Origin of the sequence: Hymenobacter mellowenesis (assembly GCF_030581005.1) — a bacterium.
Classification (GTDB): domain Bacteria; phylum Bacteroidota; class Bacteroidia; order Cytophagales; family Hymenobacteraceae; genus Hymenobacter; species Hymenobacter mellowenesis.
On the sequence record NZ_JAUQSX010000012.1, the window covers coordinates 106,614 to 122,396 of the forward strand.

Annotated in this window: 11 protein-coding genes; all 11 read left to right on the top strand. The window is 63.1% G+C overall.

Going from position 1 to position 15,783, the window contains the following annotated elements:
- The first annotated feature begins 127 nt into the window (after positions 1-127).
- The 11 genes from Q5H92_RS20410 to Q5H92_RS20460 all read left to right on the top strand — a co-directional run bounded on the left by Q5H92_RS20410 (position 128) and on the right by Q5H92_RS20460 (position 15,718).
- Positions 128-2,554 (top strand): TonB-dependent receptor, encoded by a 2,427-nt coding sequence (locus Q5H92_RS20410; protein WP_305013407.1) that lies wholly within the window; start codon positions 128-130, stop codon positions 2,552-2,554.
- A gap of 156 nt (positions 2,555-2,710) precedes the next feature.
- Entirely contained in the window at positions 2,711-3,853 is a 1,143-nt protein-coding gene (locus Q5H92_RS20415) for a PepSY-associated TM helix domain-containing protein (protein WP_305013408.1), read from the top strand.
- A gap of 282 nt (positions 3,854-4,135) precedes the next feature.
- Entirely contained in the window at positions 4,136-5,383 is a 1,248-nt protein-coding gene (locus Q5H92_RS20420; RefSeq protein ID WP_305013409.1) for an efflux RND transporter periplasmic adaptor subunit, read from the top strand.
- A gap of 4 nt (positions 5,384-5,387) precedes the next feature.
- Complete coding sequence (locus Q5H92_RS20425) at positions 5,388-6,836, top strand: TolC family protein (protein ID WP_305013410.1); 1,449 nt, start codon at positions 5,388-5,390, stop codon at positions 6,834-6,836.
- A gap of 137 nt (positions 6,837-6,973) precedes the next feature.
- Positions 6,974-7,642 (top strand): ABC transporter ATP-binding protein, encoded by a 669-nt coding sequence (locus Q5H92_RS20430; protein WP_305013486.1) that lies wholly within the window; start codon positions 6,974-6,976, stop codon positions 7,640-7,642.
- 96 nt (positions 7,643-7,738) lie between these two features.
- Positions 7,739-8,998, top strand: coding sequence for an ABC transporter permease (locus tag Q5H92_RS20435; protein WP_305013411.1), 1,260 nt, complete (start codon positions 7,739-7,741; stop codon positions 8,996-8,998).
- 163 nt (positions 8,999-9,161) lie between these two features.
- Positions 9,162-10,361, top strand: coding sequence for an ABC transporter permease (locus Q5H92_RS20440; protein ID WP_305013412.1), 1,200 nt, complete (start codon positions 9,162-9,164; stop codon positions 10,359-10,361).
- A 209-nt stretch (positions 10,362-10,570) separates the two neighbouring features.
- Positions 10,571-11,278, top strand: coding sequence for a head GIN domain-containing protein (locus tag Q5H92_RS20445; RefSeq protein ID WP_305013413.1), 708 nt, complete (start codon positions 10,571-10,573; stop codon positions 11,276-11,278).
- 97 nt (positions 11,279-11,375) lie between these two features.
- Positions 11,376-12,761 carry a sigma-54-dependent transcriptional regulator gene (locus Q5H92_RS20450; protein ID WP_305013414.1) on the top strand — a complete coding sequence of 462 codons (1,386 nt, stop codon included), beginning with the start codon at positions 11,376-11,378 and terminating at the stop codon, positions 12,759-12,761.
- Positions 12,762-12,925: 164 nt separating this feature from the next.
- Positions 12,926-14,233 carry a sensor histidine kinase gene (locus Q5H92_RS20455; RefSeq protein WP_305013415.1) on the top strand — a complete coding sequence of 436 codons (1,308 nt, stop codon included), beginning with the start codon at positions 12,926-12,928 and terminating at the stop codon, positions 14,231-14,233.
- Positions 14,234-14,350: 117 nt separating this feature from the next.
- Positions 14,351-15,718 carry an ammonium transporter gene (locus tag Q5H92_RS20460; RefSeq protein ID WP_305013416.1) on the top strand — a complete coding sequence of 456 codons (1,368 nt, stop codon included), beginning with the start codon at positions 14,351-14,353 and terminating at the stop codon, positions 15,716-15,718.
- The last annotated feature ends 65 nt before the right edge of the window (positions 15,719-15,783 follow it).

A 15,783-nucleotide genomic window follows, 5' to 3' on the forward strand; every position in this document is an offset into this window, starting at 1 on the left:
AAATAGAATAGGAATTGCCGACTGACCGCCGTTATTTTGCACTTTCATTTGCAAACAACGCGGCATGACGAGTACCCGAATTTCGACTTTTTGGCAATTTATATTATTAGTAGTGAGCCTGTTTGCTTTGGCAAATAGCTCCGCGCAGGCTCAGACAACGGGCAGCATCCGGGGCCGGGTGACGACGACGGACGGCGAACCAGTGGAGGCAGTTTCGGTGGGCTTGCAAGGTCAGGCCTTTGGCAACATCACCGACAGCCAGGGCCACTTCACTATCAGCAACGTGCCGGCGGGCAGCTACACGGTGGCCGTGTCGGCGGTGGGCCTGAAAGCGGCACAGCAAAGCGTGACCGTGACGGCCGGCCAGCGCACCACGCTGGATTTCCGGTTGGTGGAAAGCGCGGCGGAATTGAAGGAAGTGATTGTGCAGGGCGCCCGCACCAACAAGTTCAACCGTCCGAGCAGCGAATACGTGGGCAAGATGCCGCTTCGCAACCTGGAAAACCCGCAGGTGTACGCCACCGTGGGCAAGGAATTGCTGACCGAGCAGTTGGTTTTCACGGCCGATGACGCGACGCGCAACGTGCCGGGCCTGCAGAAAATGTGGGACGCCACCGGCCGCGGTGGCGACGGCGGCGGCTTCTACAGCAGCCGGGGCTTCATCCTGAGCAGCCAGCTGCGCAACGGCGTGGCCGGTAATGTGACCAGCGATATCGACGCCATCAACCTGGAAAAGTTGGAGGTTATTAAAGGGCCATCAGGCACGTTGTTTGGCAGCGCGCTCACGTCGTACGGCGGGCTGATGAACCGCGTGACCAAGAAGCCGCTCGATACCTTCGGCGGCGAGGTGACGGTGGCGGGCGGCAGCTACTCCTTCCACCGCGTGAGCGCCGACGTGAACCTGGTGGACACCAACGCCCCCGCCGACCAGCCCAAAACCCTAGCCTTTCGCCTGAACACGGCTTACACCTACGAAGACAGCTACCAGACCCGCGGCTACACCGGCTTCAACAAGAACCTGGCCGTGGCCCCGAGCCTGCAGTGGCGCCCCAACGACCGCCTGACGGTGAACCTGGACGCCGAGATTTACAAGGGCTCGGGCACCGGCAAGCAAATTTTCTTCTTCTACTACCCGTCGGCCGCGCTTGGCTTCGACCGGGCCGACAAGGCGCCGCTCGACTACCGGCAGTCGTACACGGGGCCGGGCCTGGTGCAGGATTCGCGCAGCACCAACCTGTTTGGGCAGGTGCAGTACCGGATTTCGCCGGTCCTCACTTCGACGACTTACCTGACCAGCAGCCACAGCTTCTCGAACGGCAACGGACCGTACTTCTACCTGTTGCCCGATGCGGTGGCTACGGGCTTTAGCACCCTGCCGGCGCAGTCCAACTTCCTGGCGCGGGCCGACCAGTCGACGCAGAACAGCCGCCGCCAGCTTTTTGAGGTGCAGCAGTTGTTCAACGGTGATTTCCAGTTGGGCCGCCTGCGCAACCGCGTGGTGTTGGGCCTCGATTTTCTGCGCGTTGATTCGGACGTGCATTTCCTGGGCGGCGACATCGACGTGGTGCCCCTGGCCAACGCCATGCCCGGCTTCAACTACCGCACCGGCTTTGATGGCTCGGTCGTGGCCGCCCGCTACGCCGCCCAGGCCCCGGGCAACTACATCGTGAACACGAAATCGAACACGTACAGCGCCTTCGCGTCGGACGTGCTGAACCTGACCGAGCAGCTGAGCGTGCTGGCCGCCGTGCGCGTCGACCACATCGACAACAAGGGCGGGCTGTATTACTCGCCCGTGGAAGCTTACACCCAAACGGTGGTGTCGCCGAAGTTCGGCGTGGTGTTTCAGCCGGTGAAGGACCGGGTGGCGCTGTTTGCCAACTATCAGAACAGCTTCAACAACCTAGGCGTGTACCTGAACCCGGACGGCAACACCCAAATTGCCCGGCCGGAGCGCGCCAACCAGTGGGAAGGCGGCGTGAAGCTGGACGCTGCGGGCGGCCGCCTCAGCGCCACGGTGAGCTATTATGATATTTACGTGAAGGACCGGCTGCGCAACGTGGGCTACAATGCCGCCCGCGCTTTCCGGTCCATCGACGTGCAGGACGCCAACCAGCGCAGCAAGGGCGTGGACGTGAGCGTGGTGGCTAACCCGGTGCGCGGCTTCAACGTGGTGGCCGGCTTCGGCTACAACGACTCGAAGTTTGAAACCCTGGACGAAACCGTGAACGGCCGCCGGCCCAATACCGCTTCGTCGCCCATCGTGGCCAATGCCTGGCTGAGCTACCGCCAGCCGGCCGGCGCCCTGCAGGGCCTGGGCCTGGGCTTCGGCGGCAACTACGCCAACGAAAACCGCGTGCAGAACACGAATACCAACGTCTTCACGCTGCCCAGCTACACGGTGCTCAACGCCAGCGTCTTCTACGACCAGCCCAAGTACCGCCTCTCGGCCAAAGTAGACAACCTGACCGACAAGCAGTACTGGACTGGCTACACTACCATGAACCCGCAGAAGCTGCGCAGCATCGTGGGCTCGGTGGCGTATAAGTTCTAGGTTTCGCTACGAAATAGACCGTCATGCTGAGCGCAGCCGAAGCATCTCGCGTGGGGTAGTAATCCAATCGGAAGAATTACCCCACGCGAGATGCTTCGGCTGCGCTCAGCATGACGGTCTATTTCAGTCCCTTTTTTTAAATAATCCCACATTCCCATGACCCTCAAGCAAGCCGTCGGCAAAGTGCATCTCTGGCTGGGGCTGGCCTCGGGGCTGGTAGTGTTCATTGTGAGTCTGACGGGGGCCATTTTCACGTTTCAGGATGAAATCCGGGACGTGACGGAGCCTTGGCGCAAGGTGGAAGCGCAGGCCACGGCGCCGCTGCTGCCCTCGCGTTTGCAGGCTGCCGCGCTGGCCCGGCACCCCGGGGTGAAGGCGGCCACGACTTGGACCACGTACTTCGGCCCCGAGCGGGCAGCCACGGTATTCTTCACCGACTCGGCCCAGATGCCCATCATGGTGTCGCTGAACCCCTACACCGGCCAGGTGTTGCGGGAGCAGAACCTGCGCTACCACTTTTTCAGCATCGTGCAGGCCATTCACATGACCCTGCTGCTGCCGGAGGAGGTAGCCAAGTGGGTTGTGGGCGGCAGCGTCATTATCTTCCTGCTGATGCTGGGCACGGGGCTGGTGCTGTGGTGGCCCAAGCGCAAGCAGGAACGCAAGCAGCGCTTCACCATTAAGTGGGGCGCCCGCTGGCGGCGCGTCAACTACGACCTGCACAACGTGTTGGGCTTCTACGCGGCTAGTGTGGCCGGGCTGCTGGCGCTCACGGGCTTGTTCATGATTTTCCCGGTGCTGCTCGAATCGGCTGAACTGGTAGCGAATGGCGGCCGGACGTACCCGCAGGAAAAAGCGGTGGCAAAGGTCGATACGTTGCAAGCTGTGACTGCTGCGACGCAGCCGCTGCCCGACGTCATCTACCGCACGGTGCAACAACGCTCGCCGCAGGCCGAGATGGTACTCATCGGGCCGGCCGGCAACGGCAAAGTCCCGGCTTACTGCTGGGCTTACCAGAAAACCTTGCACTACTACCACCGCGACCAATACGCCTTTCATCCCGTATCGGGCCAGGTGTTGCAGGCCCGTTTCCACGCCAACCAGAGCAACGGCGGCAAGCTGTCGGACATGAACTACGACCTGCACACGGGCCAGATTCTGGGCCTGGGCGGCAAAATCGTCGCCTTCCTGGCCAGCCTGATTTCTGCCAGCCTGCCCGTGACGGGTACGGTGCTGTGGTGGGGCCGCAAGCAGAAAAGCAAAGCGGGTGGGAAAAAGCGGCATGTTGTTTCAGCCTGATAGTAGTAATGGAACGACGTAGGGGCGGGGCCTGCCCCCGCCCGGCTAGTAGCGCCGTTCCAACGAAATCGTTCAACGACGGGCGGGGGCAGGCCCCGTCCCTACGTCATTCAGCGAACCCCGGTCAGACCGTCCGATACGGAACACGCTGTCCGAAAATGGACAGATTTTAACGAGCATTATCTTTGTCATTGCCAATAAAAATGCTGACTAACAAGGTGTTATAATAATGGCACAAGCCTTGGCTTTAGGTGTAGAAACCTCCCTGATTTCTGCACAAAAATGGACAGAGCTATTGCCGATTCTATTCAAACCCAACGCAAGCACCGCCGCTGGCTGCTGCTGGCCGGCCTGGCAGTGCTGGCATTGGGGGTAGTATTGGCGTTTCGCACGGTGCTGAAGCCCAGCATCAGCCGTGCCAGTCTGCAGACGGCCACTGTGGAAACCGGCGACGTGGAAGCCTCCCTCACCGCCGCTGGCACTGTGATTCCGGGCCGCGAGGCGGTACTGACCAGCCCTATCCAGAGCACCATCCGGCGGGTGGCGGTGGCAGTAGGGGCGAAGGTGAAGCCTGGAGAAACCATCTTGGAGCTGGATAAGGAGCAGGCTACTTCCTCGCTGGCCAAGCTCGACGACGAGCAGCTGCGCAACCAGAACAAGAACTCCCAACTCCAACTCACGCTGGAGCGCAGCCTCAACGACCTGCGCACCCAAGCCGAGGTGCAGGCCGCCAAAGTGCGCGGCCTGCAATTAACTTTGCGCGACGAGCAGCAACTGCTGAAAATAGGCAGCGGCACCGCCGAAAACGTGCGTCAGGCCGAGCTCAACCTGACCGTGGCGCAGCTGGAAGCCCAGCGCCTCACCCGCCAGATTCAGACCCAGCAGCGCTCCAACGCGGCCGACGTGCGCGAGCTGGGCTACACCGTGTCGATGCAGCAGCGCAGCATCGCGGAGCTGGCCGGCAAGCTGCGGCAGGCCGACATCAGCAGCCAGCAGCCCGGCGTGCTGACTTGGGTGAATGAGAACATCGGGACTACCGTGCAGGCCGGCGACCCGCTGGCCCGCGTGGCCGATTTGAGCAGCTTCCGGGTGCGGGCCACCATTACGGACAGCTACGCCGAGGCCCTGCACCCCGGCGACCCCGTGGTAGTGCGCGCCAACGACACCGACCTGCGCGGCACCATCAGCACCGTAAGCCCGAGCGTGGACAAGGGCGTGGTGACCTTCTACGCCCAGCTCGACAACCCGCATCACCCATTACTACGGGCCAACCTGCGGGCCGACGTCTTTGTAGTGACGCGCGCCCACCACAGCGTGCTGCGCGTGAAAAACGGTCCGTATTACCTGGGCGGCAAGGAGCAGCCGGTGTTTGTGCTGGCCGATGGCCGGGCGGTGCGCCGCACGGTGCGCTTCGGAGATAGCAACTTCGACTACGTGCAGGTGCTGAGTGGCTTGCGGATGGGAGATGAGATTGTGGTATCGGACATGAAAGACCATGTGGATACGCCGGAACTCAAGCTCAAGGATTAGGAAGATGAAGCAACTTGTCCTCCTTGTTCTGAACTTGCTGATGCTGTTGAATCGGTCAGCAGCGGCGCAACAGATTGTAGCGCAGCCTGGTAGTACCCTCACGCTCGGCCAGGTCATCGCCCAGGCGCTTGACCGCTCGGCGGTGGGCCAGCAGGCCGCTACCAACCGCGAAACCGGCTACTGGGCCTGGCGGGGCTACCAGGCCAACTACCGGCCCCAGTTGGGCCTGGCGGGCACGCTGCCGAATTTCAGCCGGGTGATTTTGCCCGTGGTGCAGCCCGATGGCACTACCAGCTTCCAATCGGTGCGCATCAACAATTCGGACCTGGCCCTGACGCTGAGCCAGAACATTGGCCTGACGGGCGGTCAGGTGTTCGTGGGCTCGCAGGTGCAGCGGTTCGATGATTTCAACGGCTCGCTGCGGCGGTATAACAACCAGCCCTTCACGCTGGGCCTCACTCAGCCGCTGGGCCAGTTCAATGCCCTGCGCTGGGCGCGGCGCATCGAGCCGCTGCGCTACCAGGAAAGCCAGCGCCAGTACGTGGAGGAGCGCGAAACCATTGCCCAGCGCGTCACGGAACTGTATTTCGACGTACTGCTGCAGCAAGTGAATGCCGAAGTGGCCCGCCAGAACGCCCAGGCCACGGCCGAACTGCTGCGCATCGGCCAGGAGCGGTACCGGCTGGGCCGGCTCTCGCAGAGCGACTTATTGCAGCTCGAACTGAACCAGCTGAACGCCCGCCAGGCCCAAACCCAGGCCCAACTCAACGCCGAAAATGCCACCGTTGACCTGCAGGCCTATACTGGCCTTACCGAAGCCGACGCGCCCGCGTTGGCCGTGCCCGACCCCGCGCCCCAGCCGGCCGTGGCGCCCGCCCTAGCCCTTGAGCAGGCCCGGCAAAACCGCAGCGCCACGCTCAGCTTCCGCCGCCGGCTGCTGCAGGCCGAGCGCGATGTGGCCCAGGCGCGTGGGCTCACCGGCTTCCGGGCCACGCTCACGGCTAATACCGGCTACGTGAACCAGGCCACCACTCTCGGCGCCACCTACCTCAACCTGCAAAACCAGCAGCAGGTAGCGCTGGCCTTTTCGATGCCGCTGGTGGACTGGGGCCGGCAACGCTCCATCATTAAAACCGCCGAGCTGGCCCGCGACCAGGCCCAGCACACCGTGGCCCAGGAAGAGCGCACCTTCGAGCAAACGGTGCTCACGCAGGCCCGCCAGTTTGCCGCGCTGGCCCAGCAGCTGCGCCTGGCCGGCCGGGCCGATTCCATTGCCCAGCGCCGCTACGACATTGCCCGGGCCACCTACCTGCTCGGCCGCATCAGCCTCACCGATTTGAGCCTCGCCTCCAACGCCAAGGACGGCGCCAAGCGCGACTACATTTTTGCCCTGCGCGCGTGCTGGGTAGCGCATTTCCGGCTGCGCGCCCTCACGCTGTATGATTTCGAATGACAGGCGCCTATTGTCGCTACTCGCTAAGCTATTTTAACCTGTTCACGCGCTTTTCTCACCTTTTTCTCATGGAAAATCTGCTCGCCACTTCTCCTGAAACCCGCCCGCAGCCGCTCAACAGCCCGGCGGCCACGCCGGTGCTCCGGCTCACCAACATCGAAAAGGTTTACCAGACCAAAACCATCGAGACGGTGGCGCTGAACCAGGTGAACCTGACTATCAACCGGGGTGAGTTTGTTTCCATCATGGGGCCGAGCGGCTGCGGTAAGTCAACCTTGCTTAGCCTGATGGGCTTGCTTGATGAGCCCACCAGCGGCACGATTGAGGTGGATGGCCGGCCCGTGACGGCTTACTCTGACCGCGAGCTGGCGGGGTTGCGCAACCTGAAAATCGGTTTCGTATTTCAGAGCTACCACTTGATAAACGACCTCTCGGTGGTCGACAACGTGGAGGTTCCTTTGCTTTACCGCAAGGGCATGAGCGGCAAGGAGCGCCGCCAGCGCGCGCTTACCGCCCTCGACAAAGTAGGGCTGAGCGCCCGCACGGGCCACTTCCCGGGCCAGCTCTCGGGTGGGCAGCGGCAGCGAGTGGCCATTGCGCGGGCCCTGGCCGGCGGTCCGGAAATCATTCTGGCCGATGAGCCGACGGGCAACCTCGACTCGGTGATGGGCGAGGAAATAATGGACCTGCTGCTGGCCCTTAACCGGCAGGAGGGCGTGACCGTGGTGATGGTGACCCACGACGAGCAACAGGCCCTCAAGACCGAGCGCGTCATCCGCTTCTTCGACGGCAGCCAGGTGAGCTGATTCAGTGAACAGTTATCAGTTAACAGTGAGCAGTTAAACAGCTCGCGTCAACTGCCCCAACTGTTCATTGCTCACTGTTAACTGATAACTGAAATCATGCTTCTTTCTTACCTGAAAATTGCCTGGAAGGTGCTCATGCGCCGCAAGTTCTTCACCTTCATCAGCTTGTTTGGCGTGAGCTTCACGCTGATGATTCTGCTGGTGGTGATGGCCATTTACGACCACGCGGTGGGGCCGGCCGCGCCGATGAAGCGCGTGGACCGGATGCTGTTTGTGAACACCTTGCGGCACGAGATGCGCGACGGCCACGGCTGGATGAGCCAGCTCACGAGCATTCACTTCGTGAACGACTACGTGCGCAAGCTCAAAACTCCCGAAAAGGTGGGCATCACCACCGCGTCGGCCAATGCCACGGCTTTCACCAAGAGCAAGCTGCTGCCGCTGGATTTGGCTTACACCGACAGCAACCTCTGGCAAATCATGGACTATGATTTCCTGGGCGGGCGGGCCTTCACGGCCGCCGAGGTGGCGCAGGCCCAGCACGTGTGCGTCATCAACGAGGCCACGGCCCGGGCCTATTTCGGCCGCACCGATGTGGTGGGGCAAACCATCGAAATCGACCTGAAGCGCTACCGCGTGGCCGGGGTGGTGCGCAACGTGTCGGCCGCGCAGGTGTATGCCTACGCCGACGTGTGGGTTCCCTACACGCTGAGCCCGCAGTACTTCAAAGACGACCGGCTGGAAGGCGAGTTTCTGGTGGTGCTGCTGGCGCCCTCGGCGGCGGCCGTGCCGGCCGTGAGCGCCGAGTACCAGCAGATGATGAAGCGCATCCCAATTCCGCGGCCCAAGGAGGTGAAGGCCATCTATTCCTACGCCGACCCCATAGTGCCGGGCGTTACCCGCGGGTTTTTGGGCAACGAGCCCAGCATGCGCGACGACCACCTCACCAAGTTTTACGTGCTGGTGGGCGGGCTGGCGCTGCTGTTTATGCTGCTGCCGGTGCTGAACCTGGTGAACCTGAACGTGACGCGCATTCTGGAGCGCTCGGGCGAGATTGGGGTGCGTAAGGCCTTTGGGGCGGCCGGGGCCGATTTGGTGGGGCAGTTCCTGGTCGAGAACGTGGTGCTGGCTCTGGTGGGCGGGCTGCTGGGCCTGGGCTTGGCCGCCGGCGCCCTGGCCCTCGTGAACGAGGCGCACCCCATTGCCTATGCCCACTTCGCCTTGAGCTGGAGCGTGTTTGGCTGGGGCATGGTGCTCACCCTGCTCTTCGGCCTGATGAGTGGCGTGTACCCGGCCTGGAAAATGTCGCGCCTCAACCCCGTGGCCGCCCTGCGCGGCGGGGGAGAGCAGAAGTAAGGTGAACAACAGGGCAAGAGAACGTCATGCAGAGCGCAGCGAAGCATCTTGCCCGCAGTTACTAATCCAATCCCAAGGGCGTCATTGATTACTGGTGGCGGGCAAGATGCTTCGCTGCGCTCAGCATGACGTTCTTTTTTCTTCCTGCCAATTCCTAATCCCCATGCTTCGCCACCTCTTCACCCTCATCTGGAACCGCAAGCGGGCCAACCTGCTGCTGATTTCCGAAATCTTTTTCTCGTTTGTGGTGCTGTTCGGGGTGGGCACGGTGCTCATCACCGCCGCCCGGAACTACCTGGCCCCGCGCGGTTTCGAGCCCACGCAGGTGTGGCGGCTGCTGGTGCGCGCCGGCCAGGGCCAGAAGATGCCCCGCGCCGAGCTCGACGACGTGCTGCGCCAGGTGAAGGCCCTGCCCGGCGTGCAAACCGTGGCCCTCACCAGCAATAACCTGCCCTTCACCTTCAATACCAACAACTCAGACTTTATCTACAAGGACCGCAAATCGCCCTTCGCCAACACCTACGACGCCGACGACCACTACGCCGAGGCCCTGCGCCTGCGCCTGCGCGAGGGCCGCTGGTTTGCGCCGGCCGACGACGGCACCCACCACCGCCCCGTGGTCATCAGCCAGGACCTGCGCGACATCCTGTTCGGCGATGAGCCGGCGCTGGGCAAAATCTTCACCTACAACATCCCCGGCAAAGCCACCAAGCCCGAAGACGAGTTCCAGGTGGTGGGCGTGGTGGACAACGTGCGGATGACGACCGATTTCGACGAGGCCATTCCCAGCGTGTGGAAGCGCCTCATTCCCTACGATACCACCCACTGGGAAACGGCCGCCGTGCTGGTGCGCGTAGCCCCGGACCAAGGCGGCGTGCTGCAGGAAAAAATAGCCCGTACCGTGGCCGGCGTCACCCGCCAGTGGAGCACCGAGGTGCGCGTGATGGAAGACGACCGCCTGCACCGCCGCTTATACACGCTGGTGCCGGTGGTGGGGCTGTGCATCATGGGCTTGTTTCTGATTATCAACGTGGCGCTGGGTTTGTTCGGGGTGCTGTGGTACAACATCAGCCAGCGCCGGGCCGAGATTGGGCTGCGGCGTGCCATGGGGGCCACGGGCGCGGGCATCGGCTGGCAGTTTCTGGGCGAGATGATGGTGGTCACCACTTTTGGGGTGATATTGGGCAGCCTGCTGGCGGCGCAGTTTCCGCTGCTCAATGCCTTCGACTTGCCGGCCCAGCCCTACCTGCTGGCCATCGGCGCGGCGGCGGGCGCGGTGTACCTCATCACGGCGCTGTGCGCGTGGCAACCCAGCCGGCTGGCGGCGTCCATTCAGCCGGCCGTGGCCCTGCGCGAGGAGTAGCGGCCGTGCGATGTAGGGGCGGGGCCTGTCCCCGCCCGGACGCTCACGCCGCCGTAACGATTCCGTTCAACGACGGGCGGGGGCAGGCCCCGCCCCTACATCGTTCATTGGTCTATTTGCTTTAAAGCTTCAGGCAACCCCGGCTGCCGCAGTCGCATCTGGCTTCCCGAACCCAGTCGCTTTTCTCATCTTTTCCCCTCTGCAGTTTTATGAAAAACCTTCTCGCTCTCGCCCTGCTCTGGTTGCTGGCTCTCGTGCCCGCCCTCGCCCAAACCGCTCCGGAAGTGCGCGTCGTTGGCGCCTTCCGCGCCCTCAAAGTGTCCGATGGCGTGCAGGTCACGCTCGTTTCGGGCAGCACGCCGCGCGTGGAAGCCAGCGCCGACAACGAAGAATTCCTCAACCGCCTTAAAACCGACGTGCGCGACGGCGTGCTTCGCGTGAGCTTCGAGCACAAAATGAACGAGAGCTGGAGCAAAGACAACCGCCCCAAAAACCTGCGCGTGAGCATTGTGGCCGCGCCGCTCACCGGCATCGAGGCCAGCAGCGGCTCGCGGGTAGACGTGAAAAACGCCTACGACGCCGGCGATTTCACCTTGGAAGCCTCATCGGGCGCCGTCGTTTCGGCCCCCAGCTTCACCGGCCGAAGCGTGAAGGCCAGCGTGAGCAGCGGCGCCGTGGCCAGCCTCGGCGGCAAGGTGCAGAGCCTGAACGTGCAGGCCTCCAGTGGCGGCGTATTCAAGGGCCAGGACGTGCAGGCTGCCACCTGCGACGCCTCGGCCAGCAGCGGCGGTACCGTAGCCGTGGCCGTGCAAGACAAGCTGGTGGCCAACGCCAGCAGCGGCGGCGATGTGCGCTACAGCGGCTCGCCCCAGGTGACGAAGCACACCAGCAGCGGCGGCAGCGTGAAGGGCCGCTAGTGGCGCGTTGAAACCTCCAACTTCGGCCGTCATGCTGCGCTGCGCTCTGCATGACGTTCTGAAATAACGTTTTACATACACTTTCCTTTCTGCAATCATGTTCCTCATTGTCGACGACGACCTCGCCGTCCGCACTTCGCTTAAGCTGCTGCTCAAGCAGGCCGGCTACTCCGCGCAAGCCGTGGCCACGCCCGCCGAGGCCCTGGCCGCCGTGCGCGAAGCCGCCCCGCAGCTGGTGCTGATGGACATGAACTACTCCCTGGCCACCACCGGCGAGGACGGTCTGGCCCTGCTGCGCCAGGTAAAGCAGCTGGCCCCGCAGGTGCCCGTCATCCTCATCACCGGCTGGGGCAGCATTAGCTTGGCGGTAGAAGGTATGAAGGCCGGCGCGGCCGAATTCGTGACCAAGCCCTGGCACAACGACGCGCTGCTCCAAACCATCCGCACGGTGCTGGCCGTGCAGGAGGCCGCGCCCGACGACCCGGCCGGCAGCCCCGCCGCCAGCCGCCGCCAGCTCGATAAGCAATACCGCTTCGCCGATATTATTGGCCACGACGACCAGCTGCTGCACGTGCTGCGCAACGTGGGCCAGGTGGCCGCCACCGACGCCTCGGTGCTCATCGAAGGCGAAAGCGGCACCGGCAAGGAGCTCATCGCCGAAGCCATTCATCGCAACAGCCAGCGGAAAAACCAGCCCTTCGTGAAGGTGAACCTGGGTGGTATTTCGAGCAGCTTGTTTGAGAGCGAGATGTTTGGTCACCGGCGCGGCGCCTTCACCGACGCCAAGGCCGACCGCGTGGGCCGCTTCGAGCTGGCCAACGGCGGCACCATCTTCCTCGATGAAATCGGGGAGCTGGAGCTGGCCAGCCAGGTGAAGCTGCTGCGCGTGCTGCAGGACCGCACCTACGAGGTGCTGGGCGACTCCAAGACGCGCCGCCTCGACATCCGCGTCATCGCCGCCACCAACCGCAACCTGGCCGAGATGGTGCAGCAGGGCCGCTTCCGCGAAGACCTGTTCTACCGCATCAACCTGATAACCGTGCGCCTGCCCGCCCTGCGCGAGCGCGCCGCCGACATTCCGCAGCTGGCCCAGCACTTCGTGGACCAGCTGCGCGCTACTTACCGCCGCCCGGCCCTGAAAGTGGGCACCCGCGCCCTGCACTGGCTGCGCGAGCAGCCGCTGTCCGGCAACATCCGCGAGCTGAAAAACCTGGTGGAACGGGCCGTCCTCGTCAGCGGCAAAGACGAACTGGGCCCCGAAGATTTCCAGGCCAACGCCCAGCGCCTGCCCGCCCGCGCCCCCGCGCCCGGCGAGCTGCCCACCCCCGGCACCATGACCCTGGACGAGCTCGAAGCCCAGATGATACGCCAGTCGCTAACGCACTACGAAGGCAACATCAGCCGCGTAGCCAAGGCGCTGGGGCTGAGCCGGGGTGCGCTGTACCGTAGGTTCGAGAAGCACGGCATCCCGTACGACGAGTAGGGGCGAGGTTAGCAAAAACCAATAGGAGCGTCATGCTGAGCGCAGCCGAAGCATCTCTACCGCAGCAGTAAATCCAATAATAAGGGATTGCGTTGCGCGGTAGAGATGCTTCGGCTGCGCTCAGCATGACGTTGTTTTACCAATCGTTCTGCCACTCCGAATCCATGTCCCTTCGCCTCCAGTTCCTGTTCTTCGTCACGCTCATTCACGCTGTGCTCATCGGGCTGGCGTGGCAGGTGCGCACCACCAATCTGTATCTGTTCTTTGGCAGCGAGGTGCTGTTGATAGCCAGCATCACGCTGGCGGTGCGGCTATATCGCGGCTTCGTGCGGCCGTTTGAGTTGATTGCGGCGGGCACGGCCGCCATCCAGGCCAAGGACTTTAGCATGAAGTTCGTGCCCGTGGGCCAGCGCGAGATGGACCAGCTCATCGGCGTCTACAACCAGATGATTGACGAGCTGCGGCAGGAGCGCGTGAGCCAGCACGAAAAAAGCTTCCTGCTCGAACGCCTTATTCAGGCCTCGCCGGCCGGCGTGCTCATTCTGGATTTCGAAGGCCGCATCGAAAGCGTGAACCCCGCTGCCGAACGGTTTCTGGCCCAGCCCGCTGCCGCGCTGCTGGGCCGCGCGCCCGCCGAACTGCCCGGCGCTTGGGGCCCGGCCCTGGCCCAACTCACCGAAAACCAGCCGCAGGCCCTACAGCTCTCGGGCCTGCAAACCTACCGAGCGCACGTCGCGCACTTCTTCGACCGGGGCTTTATGCGCCGCTTCATCCTGCTCGAAGAGCTGACCCAGGAGCTGATGCAGCAGGAGAAGCAGGCCTACGGCAAGCTCATTCGGATGATGTCGCATGAAATCAACAACTCCATCGGCGCCATCAACTCCATCCTGCACAGCTTCGCCTACTACGCCCCCCAGCTCGATGCCGCCGACCAGCCCGATTTCACCCAGGCCCTCGACGTGAGCATTGCCCGCAACACCCAGCTGGCCAACTTCATCGGCAGCTTCGCGCGCCTGGTGCGGCTGCCCGCCCCCGCGCCCCAGCCCACCGACCTGCACGCCCTGCTGCGTAGCATCGCCCGCCTGCTGCAGCCCCAGAGTGAGGAGCGCCACATCCGCTGGCACTTGGACTTTGCCGACGCGCCGCTCATTGCCGCCTTCGATGCCCAGCAGCTAGAGCAGGCCCTGCTCAACATCGCCAAAAATGCCATCGAAGCCATTGGCCATGGCGGTAATATCTGGGTGCGCACCACAGCCGTGCCGGTGAGCGTCGTCATTGAAAACGACGGGCCCGGCCTCACGCCGGAAGTAAGCAAAATGCTGTTCACCCCCTTTTTCAGCACCAAGCGCGACGGGCAGGGCATTGGCCTCACGCTGGTGCGGGACATACTGCTCGGGCACGGCTTCCGCTTCCGTCTGGAGACGAACGAGGCGCAACGCACGCAGTTTGTTATTGAGTTAGAGCCTGCCTGAGCGAAGGAGGTGAGGGGCAAATAATGTTTGTTTTTGGAAAATACCCCATTAAACGGAAGGGGTAATTTGAAAATTGAGTATTAATTTCGTGGAGTAGCTCTAAAATATGCTCCCGTTATGACGCGCAAACAATATTTAGCCACGGCCTGTCTGGGCGTTATCCTATTGTTGGCCGGTCTGGCCGCCTTCCTGCCCCAAAACCACCCCGACGCCAAGCCCGACGCCTTCAACCCCGCCGACCTGGCTTGGATGCTGTCGGCCTCCGGGCTGGTGCTGCTGATGACGCCGGGCCTCGCCTTTTTCTACGGCGGCATGGTGAGCAAGCGCAACGTCATTTCGACCATGCTGCAGAGCTTCATCGCGCTGGGCGTGATTTCGATATTGTGGTACGTGGTGGGCTTCTCGCTCTCGTTTGGCGACAGCATCGGGGGCGTTATCGGCAATCCGATGACGTTTTTCATGTTTAATAATGTGGGCACGGCCCCGCACCCGCGCCTGGCCACCAACCTGCCGCTGGTACTCTTTGCCGCCTTCCAGCTGAAGTTTGCCATCATCACGCCGGCCCTCATCAGCGGTGCCTTCGCCGAGCGGATTCGCTTCTGGGGCTACCTTTTGTTCATGTGCCTGTTCAGCCTGTGCATCTACTGCCCGCTGGCCCACTGGACCTGGCACCCCGACGGTTTCCTATTCAAATGGGGCATCCTGGACTTTGCGGGCGGCACGGTGGTGCACATTTCGGCCGGCTTTGCGGCGCTGGCGGGCGCGCTGGCCCTGGGCCGCCGCCGTACCCACCTCGAAGGCCACACCCACGTGCCGCCCAACGTGCCCTTCATCCTCATCGGCACCGGCCTGTTGTGGTTTGGCTGGTTCGGCTTCAATGCCGGCTCGGCGCTGGCGGCCAATGCTACGGCCGTGCAGGCCTTCATGACCACGCACTTAGCCTCAGCCGCCGCCATGCTCACCTGGATGATGATTGAGGCCGTACGCGGGCAGCGGCCTTCGGCGGCGGGCGCAGCCATTGGCGCCGTGGTGGGCCTGGTGGCCATCACGCCGGCGGCGGGCTACGTGAGCTACGGCCCGGCGCTGTTCATCGGCGTGGTGTCGGCGGCCATCAGCGCCGGCGCGGTCGATTTGAAAAACAAAACCACGCTGGACGATACCCTGGACGTATTTCCCTGCCACGGCGTGGGCGGCATCGTGGGCATGATTCTCACAGCCGTATTTGCAAAAGAAGGCGGCTTGGCCACCACCGGCGACTGGACGCTGCTGCTCAAGCACCTCGGGGCGCTGGCCTTCATCTCGGTGTTCACCTTCGGTGGCTCCTACCTGCTCTATAAGTTCACCAACCTGCTCATACCCATCCGCGTCAATGCCCTGCACGAAGCCGATGGCCTCGACATGAGCCAGCACGGCGAAACGGTATTGCCCGTGGTACCGGAAGCGGTTCCGGAAAGCGAGCTGCGCTACGTGGTACGGGCCTCGTAATGTAGCGTGGACTCTGAGAGTCCGCGCATCGTTGAATGTTTGGGCAAACGCGGACTCGCAGAGTC

What these genes read in the sequence shown, in the direction of transcription:
- Q5H92_RS20415 (WP_305013408.1), top strand. Translation starts at nt 2,711, where the DNA reads ATGACCCTCAAGCAAGCCGTCGGCAAAGTGCATCTCTGGCTGGGGCTG.
- Q5H92_RS20420 (WP_305013409.1), top strand. Translation starts at nt 4,136, where the DNA reads ATGGACAGAGCTATTGCCGATTCTATTCAAACCCAACGCAAGCACCGC.
- Q5H92_RS20425 (WP_305013410.1), top strand. Translation starts at nt 5,388, where the DNA reads ATGAAGCAACTTGTCCTCCTTGTTCTGAACTTGCTGATGCTGTTGAAT.
- Q5H92_RS20435 (WP_305013411.1), top strand. Translation starts at nt 7,739, where the DNA reads ATGCTTCTTTCTTACCTGAAAATTGCCTGGAAGGTGCTCATGCGCCGC.
- Q5H92_RS20440 (WP_305013412.1), top strand. Translation starts at nt 9,162, where the DNA reads ATGCTTCGCCACCTCTTCACCCTCATCTGGAACCGCAAGCGGGCCAAC.
- Q5H92_RS20445 (WP_305013413.1), top strand. Translation starts at nt 10,571, where the DNA reads ATGAAAAACCTTCTCGCTCTCGCCCTGCTCTGGTTGCTGGCTCTCGTG.
- Q5H92_RS20450 (WP_305013414.1), top strand. Translation starts at nt 11,376, where the DNA reads ATGTTCCTCATTGTCGACGACGACCTCGCCGTCCGCACTTCGCTTAAG.
- Q5H92_RS20455 (WP_305013415.1), top strand. Translation starts at nt 12,926, where the DNA reads ATGTCCCTTCGCCTCCAGTTCCTGTTCTTCGTCACGCTCATTCACGCT.
- Q5H92_RS20460 (WP_305013416.1), top strand. Translation starts at nt 14,351, where the DNA reads ATGACGCGCAAACAATATTTAGCCACGGCCTGTCTGGGCGTTATCCTA.